Source organism: Mucilaginibacter corticis, from assembly GCF_007558865.1.
Taxonomy (GTDB): Bacteria; Bacteroidota; Bacteroidia; order Sphingobacteriales; family Sphingobacteriaceae; genus Mucilaginibacter; species Mucilaginibacter corticis.
Genome location: NZ_VLPK01000002.1, coordinates 737,418 through 757,309, shown reverse-complemented (window position 1 = coordinate 757,309; position 19,892 = coordinate 737,418). Strand labels below are relative to the sequence as shown.

General features: G+C 41.2%; 18 protein-coding genes. 12 read left to right on the top strand and 6 right to left on the bottom strand.

Annotation, left to right across the window (positions count from 1 at the left end; translation table 11 throughout):
- Positions 1-127 precede the first annotated feature (127 nt).
- Positions 128-1,009 (bottom strand): LysR family transcriptional regulator, encoded by an 882-nt coding sequence (locus FO440_RS13925; RefSeq protein ID WP_144248871.1) that lies wholly within the window; start codon positions 1,007-1,009, stop codon positions 128-130.
- Positions 1,010-1,112: 103 nt separating this feature from the next.
- Between FO440_RS13925 and FO440_RS13920 the strand changes: the two genes are divergently transcribed.
- From FO440_RS13920 to FO440_RS13910, 3 genes are all read left to right on the top strand, one after another.
- Positions 1,113-1,835 (top strand): class I SAM-dependent methyltransferase, encoded by a 723-nt coding sequence (locus FO440_RS13920; RefSeq protein WP_144248870.1) that lies wholly within the window; start codon positions 1,113-1,115, stop codon positions 1,833-1,835.
- 74 nt (positions 1,836-1,909) lie between these two features.
- Positions 1,910-2,191: a pyrimidine/purine nucleoside phosphorylase gene (gene ppnP, locus FO440_RS13915; protein WP_144248869.1), complete on the top strand. Its 282-nt coding sequence runs from the start codon at positions 1,910-1,912 to the stop codon at positions 2,189-2,191.
- Between the two features lie 49 nt (positions 2,192-2,240).
- Positions 2,241-2,570 carry a YbjQ family protein gene (locus tag FO440_RS13910; protein ID WP_144248868.1) on the top strand — a complete coding sequence of 110 codons (330 nt, stop codon included), beginning with the start codon at positions 2,241-2,243 and terminating at the stop codon, positions 2,568-2,570.
- Positions 2,571-2,577: 7 nt separating this feature from the next.
- Here FO440_RS13910 and FO440_RS13905 read toward each other — a convergent pair whose 3' ends face one another.
- On the bottom strand, positions 2,578-2,775 hold the full coding sequence (locus FO440_RS13905; protein ID WP_144248867.1) for a hypothetical protein: 198 nt from the start codon (positions 2,773-2,775) through the stop codon (positions 2,578-2,580).
- A gap of 290 nt (positions 2,776-3,065) precedes the next feature.
- Between FO440_RS13905 and FO440_RS13900 the strand changes: the two genes are divergently transcribed.
- A complete protein-coding gene (locus tag FO440_RS13900; protein ID WP_144248866.1) occupies positions 3,066-3,281 on the top strand; it encodes a hypothetical protein in 216 nt (71 codons plus the stop codon).
- A 68-nt stretch (positions 3,282-3,349) separates the two neighbouring features.
- Here FO440_RS13900 and FO440_RS13895 read toward each other — a convergent pair whose 3' ends face one another.
- Positions 3,350-3,823, bottom strand: coding sequence for a CYTH domain-containing protein (locus FO440_RS13895; RefSeq protein ID WP_144248865.1), 474 nt, complete (start codon positions 3,821-3,823; stop codon positions 3,350-3,352).
- A gap of 166 nt (positions 3,824-3,989) precedes the next feature.
- Here FO440_RS13895 and FO440_RS13890 point away from each other — a divergent pair, with 166 nt between their 5' ends.
- The 3 genes from FO440_RS13890 (at position 3,990) to FO440_RS13880 (ending at position 8,095) form a co-directional block, all read left to right on the top strand.
- On the top strand, positions 3,990-6,749 hold the full coding sequence (locus FO440_RS13890) for a carboxypeptidase regulatory-like domain-containing protein (RefSeq protein WP_144248864.1): 2,760 nt from the start codon (positions 3,990-3,992) through the stop codon (positions 6,747-6,749).
- 139 nt (positions 6,750-6,888) lie between these two features.
- Positions 6,889-7,752: an aldo/keto reductase gene (locus tag FO440_RS13885; RefSeq protein ID WP_144248863.1), complete on the top strand. Its 864-nt coding sequence runs from the start codon at positions 6,889-6,891 to the stop codon at positions 7,750-7,752.
- Positions 7,753-7,834: 82 nt separating this feature from the next.
- Positions 7,835-8,095: a hypothetical protein gene (locus tag FO440_RS13880; protein WP_144248862.1), complete on the top strand. Its 261-nt coding sequence runs from the start codon at positions 7,835-7,837 to the stop codon at positions 8,093-8,095.
- A gap of 5 nt (positions 8,096-8,100) precedes the next feature.
- Here the strand turns inward: FO440_RS13880 and FO440_RS13875 are convergent, their stop codons facing one another.
- A complete protein-coding gene (locus tag FO440_RS13875; RefSeq protein ID WP_144248861.1) occupies positions 8,101-8,394 on the bottom strand; it encodes a YciI family protein in 294 nt (97 codons plus the stop codon).
- A gap of 129 nt (positions 8,395-8,523) precedes the next feature.
- On the opposite strand from FO440_RS13875, the gene FO440_RS13870 reads away from it, so the two are divergent.
- From FO440_RS13870 to FO440_RS13860, 3 genes are read left to right on the top strand one after another with little or no spacing between them, the layout of a single operon-like run.
- On the top strand, positions 8,524-9,693 hold the full coding sequence (locus FO440_RS13870) for a galactokinase (protein WP_144248860.1): 1,170 nt from the start codon (positions 8,524-8,526) through the stop codon (positions 9,691-9,693).
- 57 nt (positions 9,694-9,750) lie between these two features.
- The gene (locus FO440_RS13865) at positions 9,751-10,281 is read left to right on the top strand and encodes an RNA methyltransferase (protein ID WP_144248859.1); all 531 of its coding nucleotides are present in this window, start codon (positions 9,751-9,753) and stop codon (positions 10,279-10,281) included.
- A gap of 37 nt (positions 10,282-10,318) precedes the next feature.
- Positions 10,319-10,951 carry a YdeI/OmpD-associated family protein gene (locus FO440_RS13860; RefSeq protein ID WP_186292670.1) on the top strand — a complete coding sequence of 211 codons (633 nt, stop codon included), beginning with the start codon at positions 10,319-10,321 and terminating at the stop codon, positions 10,949-10,951.
- Positions 10,952-11,164: 213 nt separating this feature from the next.
- Here the strand turns inward: FO440_RS13860 and FO440_RS13855 are convergent, their stop codons facing one another.
- Positions 11,165-12,649 carry a glutamate synthase subunit beta gene (locus tag FO440_RS13855; protein ID WP_144248857.1) on the bottom strand — a complete coding sequence of 495 codons (1,485 nt, stop codon included), beginning with the start codon at positions 12,647-12,649 and terminating at the stop codon, positions 11,165-11,167.
- Between the two features lie 5 nt (positions 12,650-12,654).
- Complete coding sequence (gltB, locus tag FO440_RS13850; RefSeq protein WP_144248856.1) at positions 12,655-17,178, bottom strand: glutamate synthase large subunit; 4,524 nt, start codon at positions 17,176-17,178, stop codon at positions 12,655-12,657.
- 493 nt (positions 17,179-17,671) lie between these two features.
- Between gltB and FO440_RS13845 the strand changes: the two genes are divergently transcribed.
- Together FO440_RS13845 and FO440_RS13840 are read left to right on the top strand one after the other, a co-directional pair.
- A complete protein-coding gene (locus FO440_RS13845) occupies positions 17,672-18,163 on the top strand; it encodes a D-glycero-alpha-D-manno-heptose-1,7-bisphosphate 7-phosphatase (protein ID WP_144248855.1) in 492 nt (163 codons plus the stop codon).
- Positions 18,164-18,292: 129 nt separating this feature from the next.
- The gene (locus FO440_RS13840) at positions 18,293-19,810 is read left to right on the top strand and encodes a hypothetical protein (protein ID WP_144248854.1); all 1,518 of its coding nucleotides are present in this window, start codon (positions 18,293-18,295) and stop codon (positions 19,808-19,810) included.
- The last annotated feature ends 82 nt before the right edge of the window (positions 19,811-19,892 follow it).

Below are 19,892 nucleotides of genomic sequence, written 5' to 3'. Positions count from 1 at the left end.
TCTTTTTATTACCTGCAGATCCCATTAATAATTATTTACTAAGCCCTGATTATGAAACTTGTTTACCTGGCTGTAATTTTCATCGCGGTTATAATGTTTGTGCGCACTATGAGGCGTTAACGAATGCTTATTTATTGTTGTAATTCTCAATAAACCATTTTAAGGCCGCGTTTAAATTTGATTTTTTGTAAGCCAGCACCACTTCGGTAGTAACCGGGATATCTTTTAATTCGGCAAACGATAACTGTAAACCCGCATATTGCTGTTTTAATGAAAGCGGCAGTATGGATACACCCAACCCTGCCTCTACCAACTGCACTATAGAATGCACGTTATTTACCTCGTGGGTAATATCCGGCTTAAAGCCTAAGCGGTGACAAATTTCAACCAGCTTATCATGATAATGGGGCGCGTATTCTTTATTAAAGAATATGAAAGGTTTATCTTTTATAAAATCAGCAAGCGCCGCGGTATCACTAAATATATTTCCTACTGATGGCACCACCACCATAAACGGATCAAAAAATAACGTTTGCACTTCCAGCTTGTCCGAACGTACGGGCGCTCTTAATATCCCTACATCCAGCTTCCCCTGCTCAAGCGCTTCGATCTGTTTAATGGTTGGCCGCTCATATAAACTGGTTTTAATAAACGGAAATACCTGGCGCAATGATTTTAATATTTCTGCCAGGTGCGGCTGGTAAACAGAACTGATGTAACCTATCTTCAGTTCACCACTATCGGCAGCCAAATGGATCTGGCGGGTAATATTCTTGCTTTCTTCCAATTGTGCGAATATAGTATCGACAGAAGATGCAAAATATTTACCGGCCTCGGTCAATATTACCCGCTTATTGTTTCTTAAAAATAGCTGTACGCCCAACTCCTCTTCCAACTCGCGGATCTGTCGGCTTAAAGGCGGTTGCGAAATAAATAAACTGGCCGCGGCGTTTCTAAAATGCAGATGTTCTGCAACGGCTTTAAAATATTGTAGATGACGAATTTCCATTTAATGATACTTTATAGCTATCAATAATTGATAAAATTGATATTTTTCAAATATTGTAAAATGCAATAGTTTTGACAAATCATAAACCAAATAATAGAATAACATGAACACAAACTATGCTGACAAAGCCACAAACGAAGAGATAAGGAACCGGTTTGATAACGATGTTGAACGTTTCTCGAACCTGGATACCGGCCAGGCAACAACAATAGATGCGCCCTTAACTATGGATCTTTGTACCGAAGCAGCAAAGTATATTAATCCCAATGCCAAAAACCTGTTAGACATAGGCTGCGGCGCGGGTAATTACACCTTAAAAATGTTAAGTAAAATAGAAAACCTTAACTGCACCTTAAACGACTTAAGCCTGCCAATGCTTGAACGCGCCAAAGAGCGGGTATCTGCCCAAACAACTGGCGACGTAGTTATTATTCAGGATGACATGCGTAACCTTAACCTGCCGAATGATCATTTTGATATTGTACTGGCGGCGGCTACTTTTCATCATTTGCGCGATGACGCGGATTGGGAAAACGTTTTCAGCAAATTATACAAAGCTTTAAAACCCGGCGGCAGCATCTGGATCTCGGACCTTATAGCCCATGATGCCGAGCCGCTGAACAGGCTATTTTACCAACGCTACAGCGACTACTTGGATACCCTTGGTGGGCCTGAATATCGCCAGAAAGTATTGGACTATGTTGCCCATGAAGACACGCCACGCTCCGTAAACTACCAGATGGACCTGTTAAAACAGGTTGGCTTTACCGATGTGGAGATATTGCATAAAAATTCATATTTCGCGGCGTTTGGCGGGATAAAGTAGTTACCTAAAGCGATGGGGCTAAAACCCATCGCTTTTTAAGCTAAAATTTGCATCTTCGGCCAAAAATAAAAACGATGATCAACGTAAACGAATATTTTGACGGCGCGGTAAAGTCACTGGCCTATACAACTGCCGACGGCAAATCAACCATTGGTGTTATTGAAAGCGGCGAATATGAATTTGGCACATCAACCCACGAAACCATGGTGGTTATTGAAGGTGAACTTATAGCCCTATTACCCGGCGAGCAGGATTGGAAAACTTTTACCAACGGGCAGTCGTTCGAGGTGCCTACCAATGCTTCATTCAAAGTAAAGACAAGCGGGCAGAGCTCATACCTGTGCAAATACAAATAATACATTATTGAATGTGTTATATTTGATATAAACTTAAATATATCAAATTATGGATCATTCACTGATAACTACCAGCACCAGTTTAGAGGGCTACCGAATTGTTAAACATTTGGGCGTTGTACGCGGTATCACTGTTCGCAGTCGCAGTATTGGCGGCAATATAGCCGGCGGCTTTCAATCTTTATTTGGCGGCCGGCTCTCTATTTATGTCGAGCTTTGCGAGAATGCACGCGAAGAAGCTTACCAGCTTTTAATACAACACGCGCAAGCAATTGGCGCCAATGCAGTAATTAACATGCGTTATGATGCTAATGAGGTAATGCAAGGAGTAACCGAAGTACTGGCATATGGTACCGCGGCTGCAGTAGAGAAAATATAAAAATATCCTAATTAAAATAGCTTAACGGGATATGTTTCCACATACCGTGCGACAGGCCGCCGGTTAGCAACTCATATATTAAATATACAGGCCAGAATATATAGCAAAGTATCAGCATTATTATGGAGTGGTTATAATACCAGTTTATCATTAATGCATACAAACCTAAGAACAGGTATAATAGGCTGGTGTCTCTTGTTTTCATAAATTTTAATAATATTTTCTATGCCGGATGTAAAAATAAGCTTTTACCTCCGGCTTTTTCATACCTATCTTTTAAGTAGATTTTTGGTACTTAAAAGGCAAGCCATTTAATTATAAAAGCAACAAGTTTTCCACAATTAAACAAATCAGCTATAAAACCGCCTGTTTATCCACAATTAATATGATAAAAAATATTGATAATTATATACTACTTAACAACAATAAACTATGTTTGTGAAAACAATTCACACCTAACAAGGGTTAACTTATTTAAACAATTAAAAACTTATCATGGCAACACCTACAAGTGGCGGCATTACCGCCTATTCAGTAAAAACAAAAACAAAGAATGTACCAATGGTCGATCCTGTTATTGATGTAAAATCAGGTAGATATATTGCTACAGGTAAAGACAGTGCAGGCAACAAAATGGCTGCAATTATGAGCAAGGCTACTGCCGAAGGTCATATTTCAAGCGGTGCTGCAAAAAAAGGCAGTGGCTGGTAAATAGCATTACTGGCAGATATGCCAATGCATATAAATAAGGCAGGTTTTTGAAAAAACACCTGCCTTATTTATTTCCCCCAGGTTTTAAAAGGCCTAACTGAAAGACTTGAATTATAATACTGATCCTGCCCGGTCACTTCGCCGGCTATCCATGTCGGCAGGTCAAACTGTTCATTTTCTTCGTCCAGCTCAATTTCAGCAATGATCAACCCGGTATTGTCTCCTTCAAAAACATCTATCTCCCAAAGTTTGCCATTATAAGTTATACAGTACCTGGTTTTTTCCAGCCGGGTTTTAACAAAACGTTCGAATAGTTCGGTAGCTTCATTAACGGGTATTTCATACTCATGTTCAGTACGGCTAATGTGCCCTTTTCCGCTTTTAAAAGTAAGCCAGGCCTGGTTGTCAGCTATCCGCAGCCTTACGGTTTTATCATCCTCATCTACAATATACCCCTGTTGTAATTTGTTACCAGCGGGCTTGATTACTTTATCCCACTGTTTATGATCTACCAAAAACTTTCTTTCAATTTCAATACCCATATGTAAATGTATTTAAGCAACAACAGTATGTGCCGGTCTTTGTTAAGTTTAATTATAACCATATATACTACAAAATGTAAAAAAATGTTAAAGTATAACATGCTTATCTATACTATTGCATAAATAGATATATTTAGCCATCTTTTAAATACCTTACACCATACCCATGAGATTAGGAAAATTTACTGCAATATTATTTTTTTTACTCGCAGTTTGTTTGTCGGCATTTTCGCAAAGTGATACCGTTAGCGTAAAAACAATTGCTACCAAAACCATAAAATATAACAACGACTACCCTTTTGAGAAAGTTTACCTGCATTTTGATAAACCATACTATGCCGTTGGCGATACCATTTGGTTTAAAGCATATGTAACGGCAGATATTTTAGCTAATAATGATGATATGACCAAAAACAAGCATATACCTTCGCCAATAAGCAAGGTGGTATATGTGGATATACTGTCAAGTAAAGACTCCGTTGTTCAACGCCTTAAATTGCCGGTTACAGCCAGCATGGCCTATGGCGATATTAAGTTACTGAAAGAAAATTACAGCGAAGGCAACTACCATATAAGGGCCTACACCAATTGGATGCGCAATTTTGACCCCGACTACTTTTTTAATAAAACCATATCTGTTGGCACTATTGTAGATAAAACCGTATTCAGCACCATTTCTTTGACCGGTCAGACAAAAGGCGAATCAGCCAAGATAAACGCGGTAATACATTATTACACGGTAGACGGCCGCGACTACTCGGCAAGAAAGGTAAGCTGGCGTGCACAAACCGGCGACGACGAAACATTGGGTAAAGGCAAGGGAACAACGGATGCCAAAGGTAACATAGAGATTACTTTTACCACTAATAAAACCGCCGAACTGAATACCGCAAAGTTATATGCGGGTATAGACATTAATAACGCCACTATTTTAAACTCGTACTCGTTAAAAAATGTAGCATCGCCAATAGATGTGCAGTTTTTTCCAGAAGGCGGTGATCTACTTAATGGAATAAAATCTAAAGTGGCCTTTAAGGCGGTTAACCCAAACGGTTTGGGCGCAGATGTTAAGGGGACTATTGTTGACAACAGTGGCACCACGGTAGCAACAGTTGCTACCCAGCACCTTGGCATGGGTGTGTTTGAACTGACACCCGCAGCAGGAAAAACCTATAAAGCCAATTTAACATTTGCTGACGGATCACAAAACAGTTATAACCTGCCATCTGCAAAAGACAATGGAATAACTTTAGCAGTAAATAACGCAAACGAAGATAACCTACAAATTACTTTTAACGCAAGCGACGCGTTTTTTGCAGCCAATCAAAATAAACAAGTATCCATCATAGGCCTGTCGGGCCAGATAGTTTGTTATGCCGGCCAAACTGCGCTTACATCAAAAACATATACAGTAACTGTATTAAAATCCAAATTTCCTTCGGGCATAGTTCAATTTACTGTTTTCTCATCAACAGGTGCTGCTCTGGCCGAACGCCTTGTATTTGTTAAGCGTAATGATCAGTTAAAAATCAGCTTAACTACACCCAAAACAAATTACACAGCCAGGGACCAGGTAGTATTTAACGTCAACGCAAAAACAGCTGATAATCAACCGGCATTGGCCAATATGTCTGTCACTGTAGTAGATGAGTCGAAAGTCCCTTTTAATGAGAATGCTGAAACCACTATTTTGACAAGTTTGCTGCTGACCTCAGATCTGAAAGGTTATATCGAAAAACCTAACTACTATTTTAATAAACCTAACGAAAAAACTACAGCAGATCTTGACCTTTTAATGCTTACACAAGGTTACCGGCGGGTTAGTTATAAAGACATAGTAGAAAACAAGCTGCCTACATTTAAGTACGGGCCCGAAGACGGGCTTGAGGTTACCGGGTCATTACGTACCGGCTCCGGCATGCCAGTTTCAAATGGCATTGTAAATTTTTACATAAAGGATATGCGTGTGTCGGCAACGGTAAAGACTAATAAAGACGGACAGTTTGCTATCACAAAGTTATTTTTTCCTGATTCGGTAAAAGCTGTCATTAATGCAAAAGGTAATTATAATGCCAATAATTTAATGATCATCCTTAATAATACAACGCCACAGGCCATTACTCCTAACCTGACAGCGCCTGATGAAATAGCCAATATTGATACCGCGTTAAACTCTTACCTGCAAAACGATAAAAAGCAATCGCTTAATTCGCATATTATTAAAGAGGTTGTGGTAAAAGAAGCACGTCCGGTTAAAAAAGCCAGTCATAAAGATTATCCATTTTTAACGGGCTTAAGCAGCATTCCGGACCACGTAATAGATGGCGATCGCTTTACGGCTTGTGCCAGCCTTTATGATTGTATAAAGAACTCGCTTCCGGGCATTACCTATGACAATGACTTGCTATATTTAACCCGCAACTATAATTCAGGTAAAAAGGTTGAAGTTTCTATATACTACGACGGTGCAGCTGTTGACCTTACCAGGCTTGGAGGCGTCGACCCTAAAACTATCGATCAGATCGAAATATACAATAATGATGGTTTAAGCGGAATAAACAGGATGAACAATACAGACGGTGTTGTAGTTATCAGCAGTAAAAAGGCTGAAAAAAAACCTTTAGACAAAGAGTTGCTTAACGAATTGCTGACACCGCAGTATAGCGCTGTAAAATTTAATCCTAAAGGATATTACTTAACCAGGGAGTTTTATTCGCCTAAATATGATGCTACTAAAACCGGCGCACTGGGCGGAGATCTGAGGACTACGATATACTGGAACCCTAAAGTAATAACTGATAAAAATGGCATTGCCACTTTTGATTTTTTTAATGCTGATGGCACAGGATCATATAAAGCTATTATTGAGGGCATTGACAACAACGGCAATATTGGGCGCACCGTTTATAAATATACCGTCAAATAAAAACAGCTGACATTTTATACAAAGGCTAACCTATTGGTTGGCCTTTTATGTTTTATAAAATTACACTTGGCAGATCATTATGGAGAACAATACGCCTCATATTAGTGTTTTACTTACCTAACATTAAACATCCAATATTATGGCCACTTCAAGCATTATTTACAATCAGACATTTACTATAGGCGGTGATCTTACTGTAAACCGGTTAGGTTACGGCGCAATGCGCATTACGGGTAAAGGCATTTGGGGCCCGCCAAAAGATCATGATGAATCTATCCGCGTACTGAAACGTGCTGTAGAATTAGGCGTAAACTTTATAGATACGGCAGACAGTTACGGCCCCCATGTATCTGAAGAGCTGATAGCCGAAGCCCTGCATCCCTACGCTACTGGCTTGGTAATTGCCACCAAGGGCGGTTTGGAACGCACCGGGCCCGACCAATGGCCGATAAACGCCCACCCCGACCATTTAAGAGAAGCATTAGACGGCAGTTTAAAACGTTTAAAGCTAGAACAAATAGATCTTTATCAACTACACCGGATAGATCCTAAAGTGCCCGCAGAGCTAAGCTTTGAGTTTTTACAGGAAGCACAGCAAAGTGGCAAGGTTAAACACATCGGCTTATCAGAAGTAAGTGTTGAGGATATTAAGGACGCCCAAAATTATTTTAACGTGGTATCGGTACAAAACATGTACAGTGTAGATAATCGTAAATGGGAAGCTGTGCTGAATTACTGTAAGGAACAAAACATTGCCTTTATCCCATGGTTCCCGCTTAATGCCGGCAATGTTGCCGCACAGGATAAATTAAAGATCATTGCCGACAAACATGGTGCTACCGTGCACCAGGTTGCCTTAAGCTGGTTATTAAACCATGCGGACAATATCCTGCTGATACCGGGAACATCAAGTGTTGACCACCTGGAAGAAAACATGAAAACTATCGACATTCAATTAACTGAAGACGATATTAAAGAGTTGAATAGTATATCGCCCGCGTAATTAACGATAATTGATAATAAAAAAGGATGCAGCAATACTGCATCCTTTTTTATTATCTTAGTTTTCTAAACCTGCCTTGATCATGAGAGTATTATTTATTATATCCGCTTTTTTGCTAATCCATCAGTTAGTACATGCACAATTGAAACAACCTAAATTTAAAGGTAAAGTCAAATCAACCACCATATATATTTATGACACAAATTTTGACTCGCCTGATCGTAAGTATTGGGGATTTAAGGGCAAAACAAATTATACCAGATCAGGAAAGACTATTGTAACCAGCCTTTTGCATAATAACAAATATGTAATTATGGATGTCTGTAAATATAAATACTATTAACAGCCTCAGTCAACCACCGCCACCTTAAAAGGCTTTATATCTACCGATTCCCATATTTTTTGGGTGATATAAGGTTCACCTTGTTTCCAGGCTTCCAATTCTTCTTCGGTTTCAAACTGCATGATCATGGTCGAGCCTATCATTTTACCCTCATCATCTATCATCGCCCCTCCTATCAGGTAGTTTCTTTTTTCTTTTAACACTTTCAGGTTATCAATATGATGTGGCCTTACGTTCATTCGTCTGTCAAATGCGCCTTCGTCGGTATAATCATACCCGGTTACTAAATATTGGTTCATGATGATCGGTGTTTTTGGTTATTTGAATTAGTGAACAAGCTTACTTAAATTCTGTTTAATTTTTTAGTAAATATTAAGCGTAATAGTGTAATATTTACAATATTTGTCAAATCAATAATTAGCCTGAAAATGAAACACCAACTGCCACAAAAATTTAATGAAATATATCATAAAGAAGCTCAATACGCCTTTTTTTCACCGGGACGGGTAAATTTGATCGGCGAGCATATTGATTACAATGGCGGGCTGGTTATGCCTTCTGCAATAACCTTTGGCACTTACCTGTTAATAAGCCCTAACAATGATAATGTTTTTCGTTTCAGAAGCTTAAATTTTGATGAGAACCCTGAAGTAGCGGTTCAAAGCAGTTATAAAAAAGATGGCGACGGCTGGTTTAATTTCCCGCTGGGTGTGATCGAACATTTTACAAGAGATGGCCACCATATTACAGGTTTGGATATGTTGTTTTTTGGCGATATACCTATCGGTGCAGGCTTATCATCGTCAGCCTCTATCGAGGTAGTTACAAGCTTCGCGCTGAACGAGCTGTTTAATGCCGGTTACAGCAAGCTTGACCTGGTAAAGATCTCTAAATCTGTAGAGAATGACTTTATGGGCTTAAACTGTGGTATTATGGACCAGTTTGCGGTTGCTTTCGGTGAGAAGGACAAAGCGATCGTACTGAACTGCGATACCTTGGAATATGATATTGTTAACAGCAACTTAGGCAACCATGTGCTGGCCATCATCAATACCAATAAATCGCGCAAACTGGTTGAATCAAAATACAACGAACGCGTTGAAGAATGCCAGGCAGCTTTAAAAGCTTTAAACCAGGAACTAAGCATAAACTATTTATGCGATATTGATACAGCAACATTTAACAAGTACAAACATTTAATAACCGACGAGGTAGTACGCAAACGTGCACAACACGTAGTTGAAGAGAATGACCGCGTTAAATTAGCTGCTGATGCCTTGGCTGCAAATAATCTGGGTGAATTTGGCAAATTGATGTATGCCTCGCACGACTCATTACGTGACCTGTACGAAGTAAGCGGCAAAGAGCTTGATGCCGTTGTTGAATATGCTAAAACCAACCCTAACGTAGCCGGAGCACGCATGACAGGTGCAGGATTTGGCGGCTGCGCTATCGCACTGGTAAAACAGGACGAGTTTGACAACTTCAGCAAAGAACTAAATGAATTTTATACAGCTAAAATAGGTTACGCCCCATCTGTATACCAATCATTAATAGGCAGCGGTGTTGGCACACTGTTAGTGACCAGCGAAGCATAATTATCCCTTAAAAACTTCTAAACTAATCTCTCATCAACTAATCACCAATCTCTAAACTTGCGTAAACTAAAGTTAGACGAGTTAAACCGCGCCACCGTGTCTGAATTTAAGGCGCAGGAAAAACTGCCTGTAGCCGTGGTATTGGACAATGTACGTAGCATGCATAATATCGGTTCGATATTTCGCACGTCAGATGGGTTCGCGGTAGAGCAGGTTGTTTTATGCGGTATCACGGCCCAGCCTCCGCATCGCGAGATCGAAAAAACTGCACTAGGTGCCACACAGTCGATCAACTGGACCTATCATGAAGACGTTGTAGCTGCCGTACAGCAATTACGCGCAGACGGCTACAAGATAATTGCCATAGAACAGGCCGAGAACAGCGAGATGCTGAACGAATTTACACCGGATAAGAACAGTAAATACGCGCTCATCTTCGGAAATGAAGTAAACGGTGTTAGCGATGAGGTGATGCAGATTATCGATACCTGTATCGAGATCCCCCAGTTTGGCACCAAGCATTCTTTTAACATCGTGGTATCGGCAGGTATTGTATTGTGGGATTTCTTTGCTAAATTGAGTTTGTAAAGCAAACCCAATGAGCCCTCTCGCTAAAAAACTACAAATGAAACCCGGCACCCGCTGGCTGTTGTTTAACGCACCTGATACCTATCTTGCATCTTTAGAACCACTTCCTGATGGCCTTAAGATTTCTTTCAATGCGGATGACATTTTCGACGGCGTACAACTGTTTGTAAAAGATACTGCGGAACTTACAACTTTATTAAAGCTGATCATTCCCGTTTTAAAACCAGATGCAGTTTTTTGGGTGATCTACCCTAAAAAGAATAAAGGAGTTACCACCGACCTGGAAATGATGAGCGGCTGGGAAGTAACCAAACCTTATGGTTTAAAACCGGTCGCGTCTGCCGCGATAGATGATGTTTGGACCAGCCTGCGCTTTCGCCCTGAGGAAAATATTAAGGTATCAGAGGGACGGAATGACAACATCCGCAATAACGAATTTGGCGAGTACATTGATGTAGATAACAAACAGGTTAAGCTACCGCCTGAAATTTCTGATACGCTTGAAAAAGAAATTACGGCAATGGATTTTTACCAGTCCCTCTCCTACAGCAATAAAAAAGAATACGTTTTATGGATATTAACAGCCAAGCAGGAAAAAACCCGCAAAGAACGGCTGGTCAAAATGGTGGAGAAATTGAATGACGGAAAGAAAAATCCGTCGGAGAAATAAAGACCACAATTCATCCCACGTCATTGCGAGGAACGAAGCAATCTCTAATGAGACGGGCGGCGAATTAGCAAGACTGAATAGCATGCGCAGAGATTGCTTCGTTCCTCGCAATGACGCTTTTGTTAAGTTTTATAACACAAAAAATCCTCTCCCACAAAAAGCGAAAGAGGATCAATACTTTATTATTCCCCCTTCAGGGGGTTAGGGCTGAGCTTACGAAGTAAACACCTGGTCAAACTGATTTACAGAATCTTTGCTTTCCAGGTTTGAATGGCCCATTAAAAACTCGTCAACCTTGCGTGCGCACTCGCGGCCTTCTGATATTGCCCAAACAACCAATGATTGTCCGCGGCGCATATCGCCTGCTGCAAACACTTTACCTACGTTGGTACGGTAAACACCTTCTTTGGCATTAACATTTTTACGTGCGTCAAGCTCAACGCCCAGGCTCTCTAACATGCCCACATATTGCGGGTTAAGGAAACCCATTGCAAGGAATACACGCTGGCAAGGTATCTCACGCTCAGAACCTTCAACTTCGGTAAACTTGGTAGGGCGACCTAAAAAGTCAGTCTCCCATTCTACGTCAGCAATTCGCAAAGCTTTTAGTTCGCCGTTTTCATCGCCTATAAACTCTTTGGTATTGATACCCCAGTGGCGTTCAACACCTTCTTCGTGCGAGCTGGTAACTTTTAACACCATAGGGTAAGTTGGCCATGGCATGTGTTGGGTACGTTTTTCAGGCGGCTGAAACATCACCTCAAACTGCTTTATAGATTTTGCATTCTGGCGGTTTGATGTACCAACACAGTCAGAGCCGGTATCACCACCACCAATAACTACTACGTCTTTACCTGTAGCCAGGATATCATCAGCAGTAATAGGCGAATTACCCACACGCTTGTTTTGCTGCTTTAAAAAGTCCATCGCGAAATGAATCCCTTTTAACTCACGGCCGGGTATCGGCAGATCGCGAGGGATGGTTGAACCACCGGTTAAAACTACCGCGTCATTATTACGCACCAACTCATCAGCAGGAATATCTTTACCTATTTCGGTATTGGTTTTAAAGATCACGCCGTCTTTCTCCATGATCTCCATCCTGCGATCAATGATCCATTTTTCCATCTTGAAATCAGGGATACCGTAACGCAATAAGCCACCGATCTTATCATCGCGCTCATATAAGGTCACTTCGTGGCCGGCTTTGCTTAATTGCGCCGCGGCAGCTAAGCCTGCAGGGCCTGAACCAACAATGGCAACCTTTTTACCCGTTTTAACTAAGGGAGCAACCGGTTTAACCAGGTTTTTTTGGTAAGCTATCTCAATGATATGTTTCTCTATCTCTTCAATAGCTACCGGTGGTTTGTTAATGCCTAACACACAAGCAGATTCGCATGGAGCCGGGCAAATACGGCCGGTAAACTCAGGGAAATTATTGGTTGACGCCAGGATTTTGTAGGCATCTTCCCATTTTTTATTGTACACCGCGTCATTAAATTCAGGGATAACATTACCCAGCGGGCAACCTGAATGACAAAAAGGTATACCACAATCCATACAGCGTGCAGATTGTTTATTTAACTCCTCGTCAGAATATAAACTTTCAAATTCGTTATAGTTTTTTACACGTTCTGCAGGCGATAATTTTTCAGGCATTTTCCTGTCATACTCCTGAAATCCTGTTACTTTTCCCATCTATATTATTTGCTGATAGTTTGATACTCTAATTTTTCCAATACTTTTTTGTACTCACGAGGGAATACCTTGATGAATTTGGTTGATGCCTCATTCCAGTTTTTAACGATGTTTTGAGCCAGCTTGCTTTTGGTTAAGCTGATGTGCTTACGTAACAAGGTTAAAATTTCTTCTTCGTCCTTAGCAGAAAGCGGGTCAAGGTCAACCATCTCTTTGTTGCAGTTTTCGTCGAAGGTACCGTCAACATCATAGACCCAGGCAATACCACCGCTCATACCTGCGGCAAAGTTACGCCCGGTTTTACCTAATATTAACGCACGGCCACCTGTCATATACTCACAACCATGGTCGCCGATACCTTCAACAACTGTAGTAGCGCCCGAGTTACGCACCGCGAAACGCTCACCGGCCATACCGCTGATAAACAACTCACCAGAGGTTGCGCCATACAAGGCAACGTTACCGATGATGATGTTATCCTCTGCCACGAAAGTTGCTTCGGTAGCCGGGTAAACAGCCAGTTGCGCTCCTGATAAACCTTTACCTACATAATCATTACCCTCGCCTTCCAGTTCGAAAGAAACACCTTTGGCTGCAAATGCACCAAAGCTTTGGCCGGCAGAGCCTTTAAATTTGTAGTTAATGGTATTGTCAGGTAATCCAGCAGATCCATAAATTTTTGATATCTCGTTTGATAACAGCGCGCCAATGGTACGGTCGGTGTTAATCACATCATAAGTACCAAATACCGGAGTTTTATCAGCCAATGCAGGTTTCGCGTCTTCCCATAATTTCCAGTCGATAATAGCGTCCATGCCATGATCTTGTTTTTCGCTGTTGTACAGCGTCATGTCTTTGGCATTATTTACAGGGTGCAGTATGCCTGAAAGATCAACTTTTTTAGCTTTCCAGCTCTTCACGTTATCTTTTACTTTCAGAAACTGAACGCGGCCAACCATTTCATTAACGGTACGGAAACCTAATTCGGCCATGATCTCGCGAAGCTCTTCGGCAAGGAACCTGAACAGGTTAACGATATGCTCAGGTTTACCAGAGAATAGTTTCCTCAATTCAGGATCCTGGGTAGCAACACCAACAGGGCAGGTATTCAGATGGCATTTACGCATCATGATACAACCGCCTGCAACTAGGGCTGCTGTAGCCACACCCCACTCCTCGGCACCCATCAGGGCTGCTATGGCAAGGTCACGACCGGTTTTTAACTGACCATCTGTTTGTAACACCACGCGGCTGCGCAGTTTATTGCGTACCAGTGTCTGATGTGCTTCGGCTAAACCAAGTTCCCATGGTAGGCCTGCATGTTTAATTGAGCTAATTGGCGATGCACCTGTACCACCGTCATAACCTGCGATCAGGATCACATCGGCATGTGCTTTGGCAACACCTGCCGCGATAGTACCTACACCGGCCTTTGATACCAACTTAACGTTAATACGCGCCTGGCGGTTAGCATTTTTAAGGTCGAAGATCAGCTGTGCCAGATCCTCGATAGAATAAATATCATGGTGCGGCGGCGGAGAGATCAAACCAACACCCGGAGTTGAGTGACGGGTCTTAGCGATCCAGTCGTCAACTTTGTGGCCCGGTAGCTGTCCACCCTCGCCCGGTTTTGCACCTTGCGCCATTTTAATTTGCAACTCGTCTGCATTGGTCAGGTAATTTGAGGTCACCCCAAAACGGCCTGATGCCACTTGTTTGATAGACGAACGCATAGAATCGCCGTTTGCTAATGGTGTATAACGGATCTCGTCTTCACCACCCTCGCCGGTATTACTGCGGCCGCCAATACGGTTCATGGCGATAGCCATAGTGCTATGAGCCTCATGCGATATCGAACCGAATGACATTGCACCTGTAGCAAAGCGCTTCATGATGTTTTCTGCAGGTTCAACCTCGTCAATAGAGATAGCCTCACGGTGATGCGCAAAGTCTAACAAACCACGGATGGTATAATGTTTCTCGCTTTGCTCATTAATAGCTTTAGCGTAGTTTTTATAAATGTTATAATCGTTACTACGGGTAGCGTGTTGTAATAAGTGAATGGTTGTTGGATTAAACAAGTGCTCTTCGCCACGGCGTTTCCATTGATAGATACCGCCTTCGGGCAATAAATGGTCTTCGCTTTTTACGTCAAAACCAAATTTATGCTTGCAAAGCGCTTCACGGGCAATCTCGTCTAAGCCTAAACCACCTATACGGGTTACCGCGCCGCAGAAATATTTTTCAACTACAGCTTTGTTAAGACCTAGAATTTCGAACACCTGTGATCCATGGTATGACTGTAAAGTTGAGATACCCATTTTTGAGAAGATCTTCAACAAGCCATCATTCACAGATTTTACATAGTTCTTTAACAGGTATTTTATATCAAGCGTTGTGTCAAGCGCGCCGCTGTCTTTTAAAGTTTCAATAGTAGCTTGCGCCAGGTATGGATTAATAGCGGTAGCACCAAACGCCAGTAAACAGGCAAAATGATGTACTTCCCAAACGTCGCCTGCTTCGGCAACAATACCTACCGCGCCACGTAATCCTTTTTTGATCAGGTGGTGATGCACGGCTGATACTGCCAATAATGAAGGTATCGGCGCGTGTTCTGAATCCAATGCACGGTCGGACAGGATCAATACTTCAAAACCATCCGCTACCGCGTCTTCTGCATAACGGCAGATCCGTTCTATACCTTTTTGTAATGAACCGGGGTTACCGTCGGCATTGAAATATGTTTGCAGCGTTTTAGCATGGAACATGCCGGTATCAATACTGCGCAGTTTTTCTAACTGATGGTTTTTAAGGATAGGATGTTTAAGCGTTACGCAATGGCAATGCATTTTATCCTCATCAAGCAGGTTACCGTTGTTACCAATAAAGGTAGCCAGGCTCATTACCATACGCTCACGTATCGGGTCGATAGGCGGGTTGGTAACCTGGGCAAAGAATTGCTTAAAGTAGCTTGATAAATGCTGTGGCTTGTCTGACAGGATAGCCAAAGGCACGTCTGTACCCATTGAACCGATAGGCTCTTTACCATCCAAAGCCATTGGCTTGATAATGGTATCGATATCCTCACGGCTGTAGCCAAATACCTGCTGGTAGCGGTAAACCGAATCTGGGCTCAAGTTAGCGAAAGCTAAACGTGGCTGCGCCAGGTCTTCCAGTTTTATTTTGTAGTTCTCGAGCCAACGATCGTAAGGCTGACGAGAGGCTACCTGTTGTTTAATTTCTTCGTCGGTAATGATCACACCGTGTTCGGTATCAATCAATAACATTTTACCCGGCTGTAAACGACCTTTGCTTACAACAGTTGATTCGTCAATTTTTAAAACACCGGTTTCAGAAGCGGCGATAACACGACCGTCATTAGTTATAGTATAACGTAACGGGCGTAAACCATTTCTGTCTAACACGGCACCTACCAGTTTACCATTGGTAAAGCTAACGGCAGCAGGGCCATCCCATGGCTCCATTAAAGTAGCATGGAATTCATAGAATGCCTTTTTAACCGGATCCATTTGCTCGTTGCCGTCCCATGCTTCAGGGATCAGCATCATCATTACATGCGGTAATGAACGGCCGGTGTGTTGTAATATCTCTATAATATTATCAAGGCAGGCAGAGTCAGACTGGTTGTTATCTACTACAGGCAGTAACATCTCCATTTCTTCGGCAGTAAAATATGCCGACGCGTATGATTTCAAGCCCGAATAGAACCAGTTTAAGTTACCGGTAAGGGTATTGATCTCACCATTATGCGCTATCATACGGAAAGGCTGTGCCAGTTTCCATGACGGGAACGTATTGGTTGAGAAACGTGAGTGAATAACGGCCATACCCGAAGCCATACGCGGATCATTCAGATCTGTATAGTACTGGCGTACCTGGTAAGTAGTTAATTGGCCTTTATATATAATAACTTTACATGATAAAGAAGTAAAGTAAAAATCATTACGTGCACCGGGGATGGTTTCTGTAATGGTTTTATTAATATACCTTCTTAATACGTATAATTTACGTTCAAAATCTTCATCGTTAGTAATGTACTGCGGGCGGGCAATAAATAATTGCTCGACATCCGGTTCGGCGCTGCGCGCTGTTTCACCAATTACCGAGCTGTTAACTGTAAGCTTACGATATCCCAGCTTGTGCAAGCCTAATTTTTCAATGGCATTATCGATTGCCATGCGGCAAGCTTTTTTAAGCGGAGATTCTTTAGGCAGGAAGATCATCCCTACACCATACTCTCCCGGCTCAGGCAGGCTGATCTCCAGGTTAGAGCATTCTTCCATTAAAAATTCGTGCGGTATTTGTATTAAAATACCTGCACCATCACCCGAATCCGGGTCGCAACCGCAGGCCCCACGGTGCTCCATGTTTTCTAACATGGTTAAGGCATCATCAATTATCTGGTAGGTTTTATGACCATCAATATTGGTAATAAAACCTGTTCCGCAAGAGTCATGTTCAAATTCCGGCCTGTAAAGACCCTGTTGTGTGCTTTCGTTCTGATCCATCGCTATTACAAACGGGTTTATAAATGTTGTAACCACGAAATTACAAAATCTAAAGTTTTTTTGCGATATAATTATAAATTTTTGGGATTATATTAAAAAGTTACAGATATTGCTTATATTAATTTTGAATTTAATAAAATTCGAGCAATTTCAATTAAATTTTCGCAAAATCAATGACCTATATCATATACAGTTTTTTATTGCAATTAATGCATCGATATACAAAATTCAATTTCACCGCCCATTTTATAACAAAATGTAATTAGGCTTAAGTGATTTTCTGCGCTATTTTATTTTGAATTATTCTAAATAGCATTCTTACATTAATGGAATATTGTCTTTATTAAGCGTATTATTTTATTTGATGTATTATTTGAGTTTTGTTAAAATATCACAAAATAAACTTATGATACTCCCTATTATTTTTTTGCGCTTAATTCCCTTTTTAAGCTGTTAAAATTTCATTTTGTAATTTAGCCGAAATTTATAATTAATGTCTGCAAAAAATAAAGCTGTTTTTTTAGATCGCGACGGTGTATTGAACCGTGAAATGGGCGATTATGTTACCCGGATAGAGGATTTTCACATCCTTGATAATTTTGAGGCTTTAAAAGCCTTGCAGGATAAAGGTTACCTGCTTTTAGTGGCTACCAACCAGGGCGGATTAGCCAAAGGCTGGTATACTGAAGCAGAACTAGCAAAAATGCACAGCCTGCTCAAAGAAACCTATCAGGAACACGGCGTAGAAATAACCGATTTTTTTTACTGCCCGCATCACCCAAATTTTACCGGCGATTGCGATTGCCGCAAACCTAAACCGGGCTTATTATTACAGGGAATAGAGAAATATGATCTTGATCCGTCAAAGTCTTATTTTATTGGCGACAGGGAACGCGATGTTGAAGCAGGTACAGCCGCTGGCGTAAAAGGCATATTGATTGACAGCGACCAGCCTATAAGTACTGTACTGGATTTGATCGATTAATTCAAAACAATATCGACGTTAACGAGTTACGAGTACAAAGTTTTTTTTATAGATAGCGGAAAATATCAAGTATTTCCTGCTGTCTATAGTTATGAATATTATAATAATTAAGTAGTAATATTTAATAATATGCCGGCATCCCGATACCTTAAACATTTAGATACGATAATAGCTGCAGCAATTGGTTTTTACGCCATTCACCTGTTTACCAAATATAGCGGTGTAGGTATCTCTCCAGATTCGATCATGTATGCCAGTACGGCCAATAATATCCAGGCACACTTTTCTATCATGACATTCAATAAAACGCCGCTGGTTTTTTTCCCGGTGTTTTACCCTACGTTTTTAGCTGTTATACAGTTTATTACAGGGGTCGATCCGTTTACAGCAGGCGGTGTTATAAATTCGTGTTTGTTCGCTACGGTGATATTGGTGACCGGCTGGATGCTGTCTAAATTCATTACCCATTCTATTATTTATAAATGGCTCATTCTGATTGCTATTATATTGAGCCCTGCCTTACTTCAGATCTACAGCTTTTTATGGTCTGAAACCTTGTTTATACTGGAGGTAATGATATTTATAATGGCCTACCACCATTATCTTCAAAAGCAAACCACATTCAGGCTGCTCATGATGATCCTGGTGGCGGCTTTGGCATGTATTACCCGTTATGCCGGTATTACCTTAATAGGCACCGGCGGTTTGATGTTACTGCTGGATGATAAATTGACCATCCAGCGTAAAATAAAACACATTTCGCTGTTTTGTGTGCTATCCATATCCTTGTTATTAGCTAACCTGGCCTATAACCGCCTTACCGCAGGCTTAAGCACAGGCACGCGCGAACCATCAATAACATCATTAGGCGAAAACATGTATTACGCAGGCACCGTGTTTAACGACTGGGGTGCAATAGGCAATTTTGCAGACCATTTCGCTATACCGATTACCGCTATTATTATGTTTGCGCTTATTGGTTTATTAGGCTGGAAAGCGTTAACCGGTAAAATAAATAGCTATGAAAATATCATTATAGCTTTCACCATAGTTTATGGACTCTTTATCATTTTGCTGGCAACATTCTCGCGTTTCGAAAGGCTAAACAGCAGGCTGTTGTCGCCTATGTTTATACCTTTATTAATATCATGTACCAGTTGGGTGCCTGATGTGCTGAAAACCATTAAATCAAAGGCTAAATATGTACTGTCAGGAGTTGCTGTAGTAATGATGCTTGCGTTTGAGTATTTTACATTAAAGGTAGATATGGACCGATATGATGACGAAATGGATTACGGCGTTCCCGGCTACTCGGACGATAGCTGGAATACCTCTCCGTTTGTACAATTTTTAAAAACACATAAACATATTTTCAAACCCGGCGTGCCCATATATTCTGATGCCGACGAAGCCGTTTATCTGTTTACAGGCATATCATCCACACTGGTGCCGCACCACTTCTTTCAAAAAGATGTAGAAAAGTTTTTTAACGTTAAACATTACTACTACATCTGGTTTAAAACGCTTGATAACGCAGAACTGATCAATATACATGATATTGAAAAAGTTGAGAAAATGCACTTGCTTTATAACCTAAAGGACGGCGCGGTTTATGAATATAATGGTGAGCGTGTCAATGGACAGTAGTGAGTGATCAGTGGCGGGTGGTCTGTAGTCAGTCTTGAGTGTTAATTGGCTATAATGTTTTAAAAAACTTATATAATTTTGT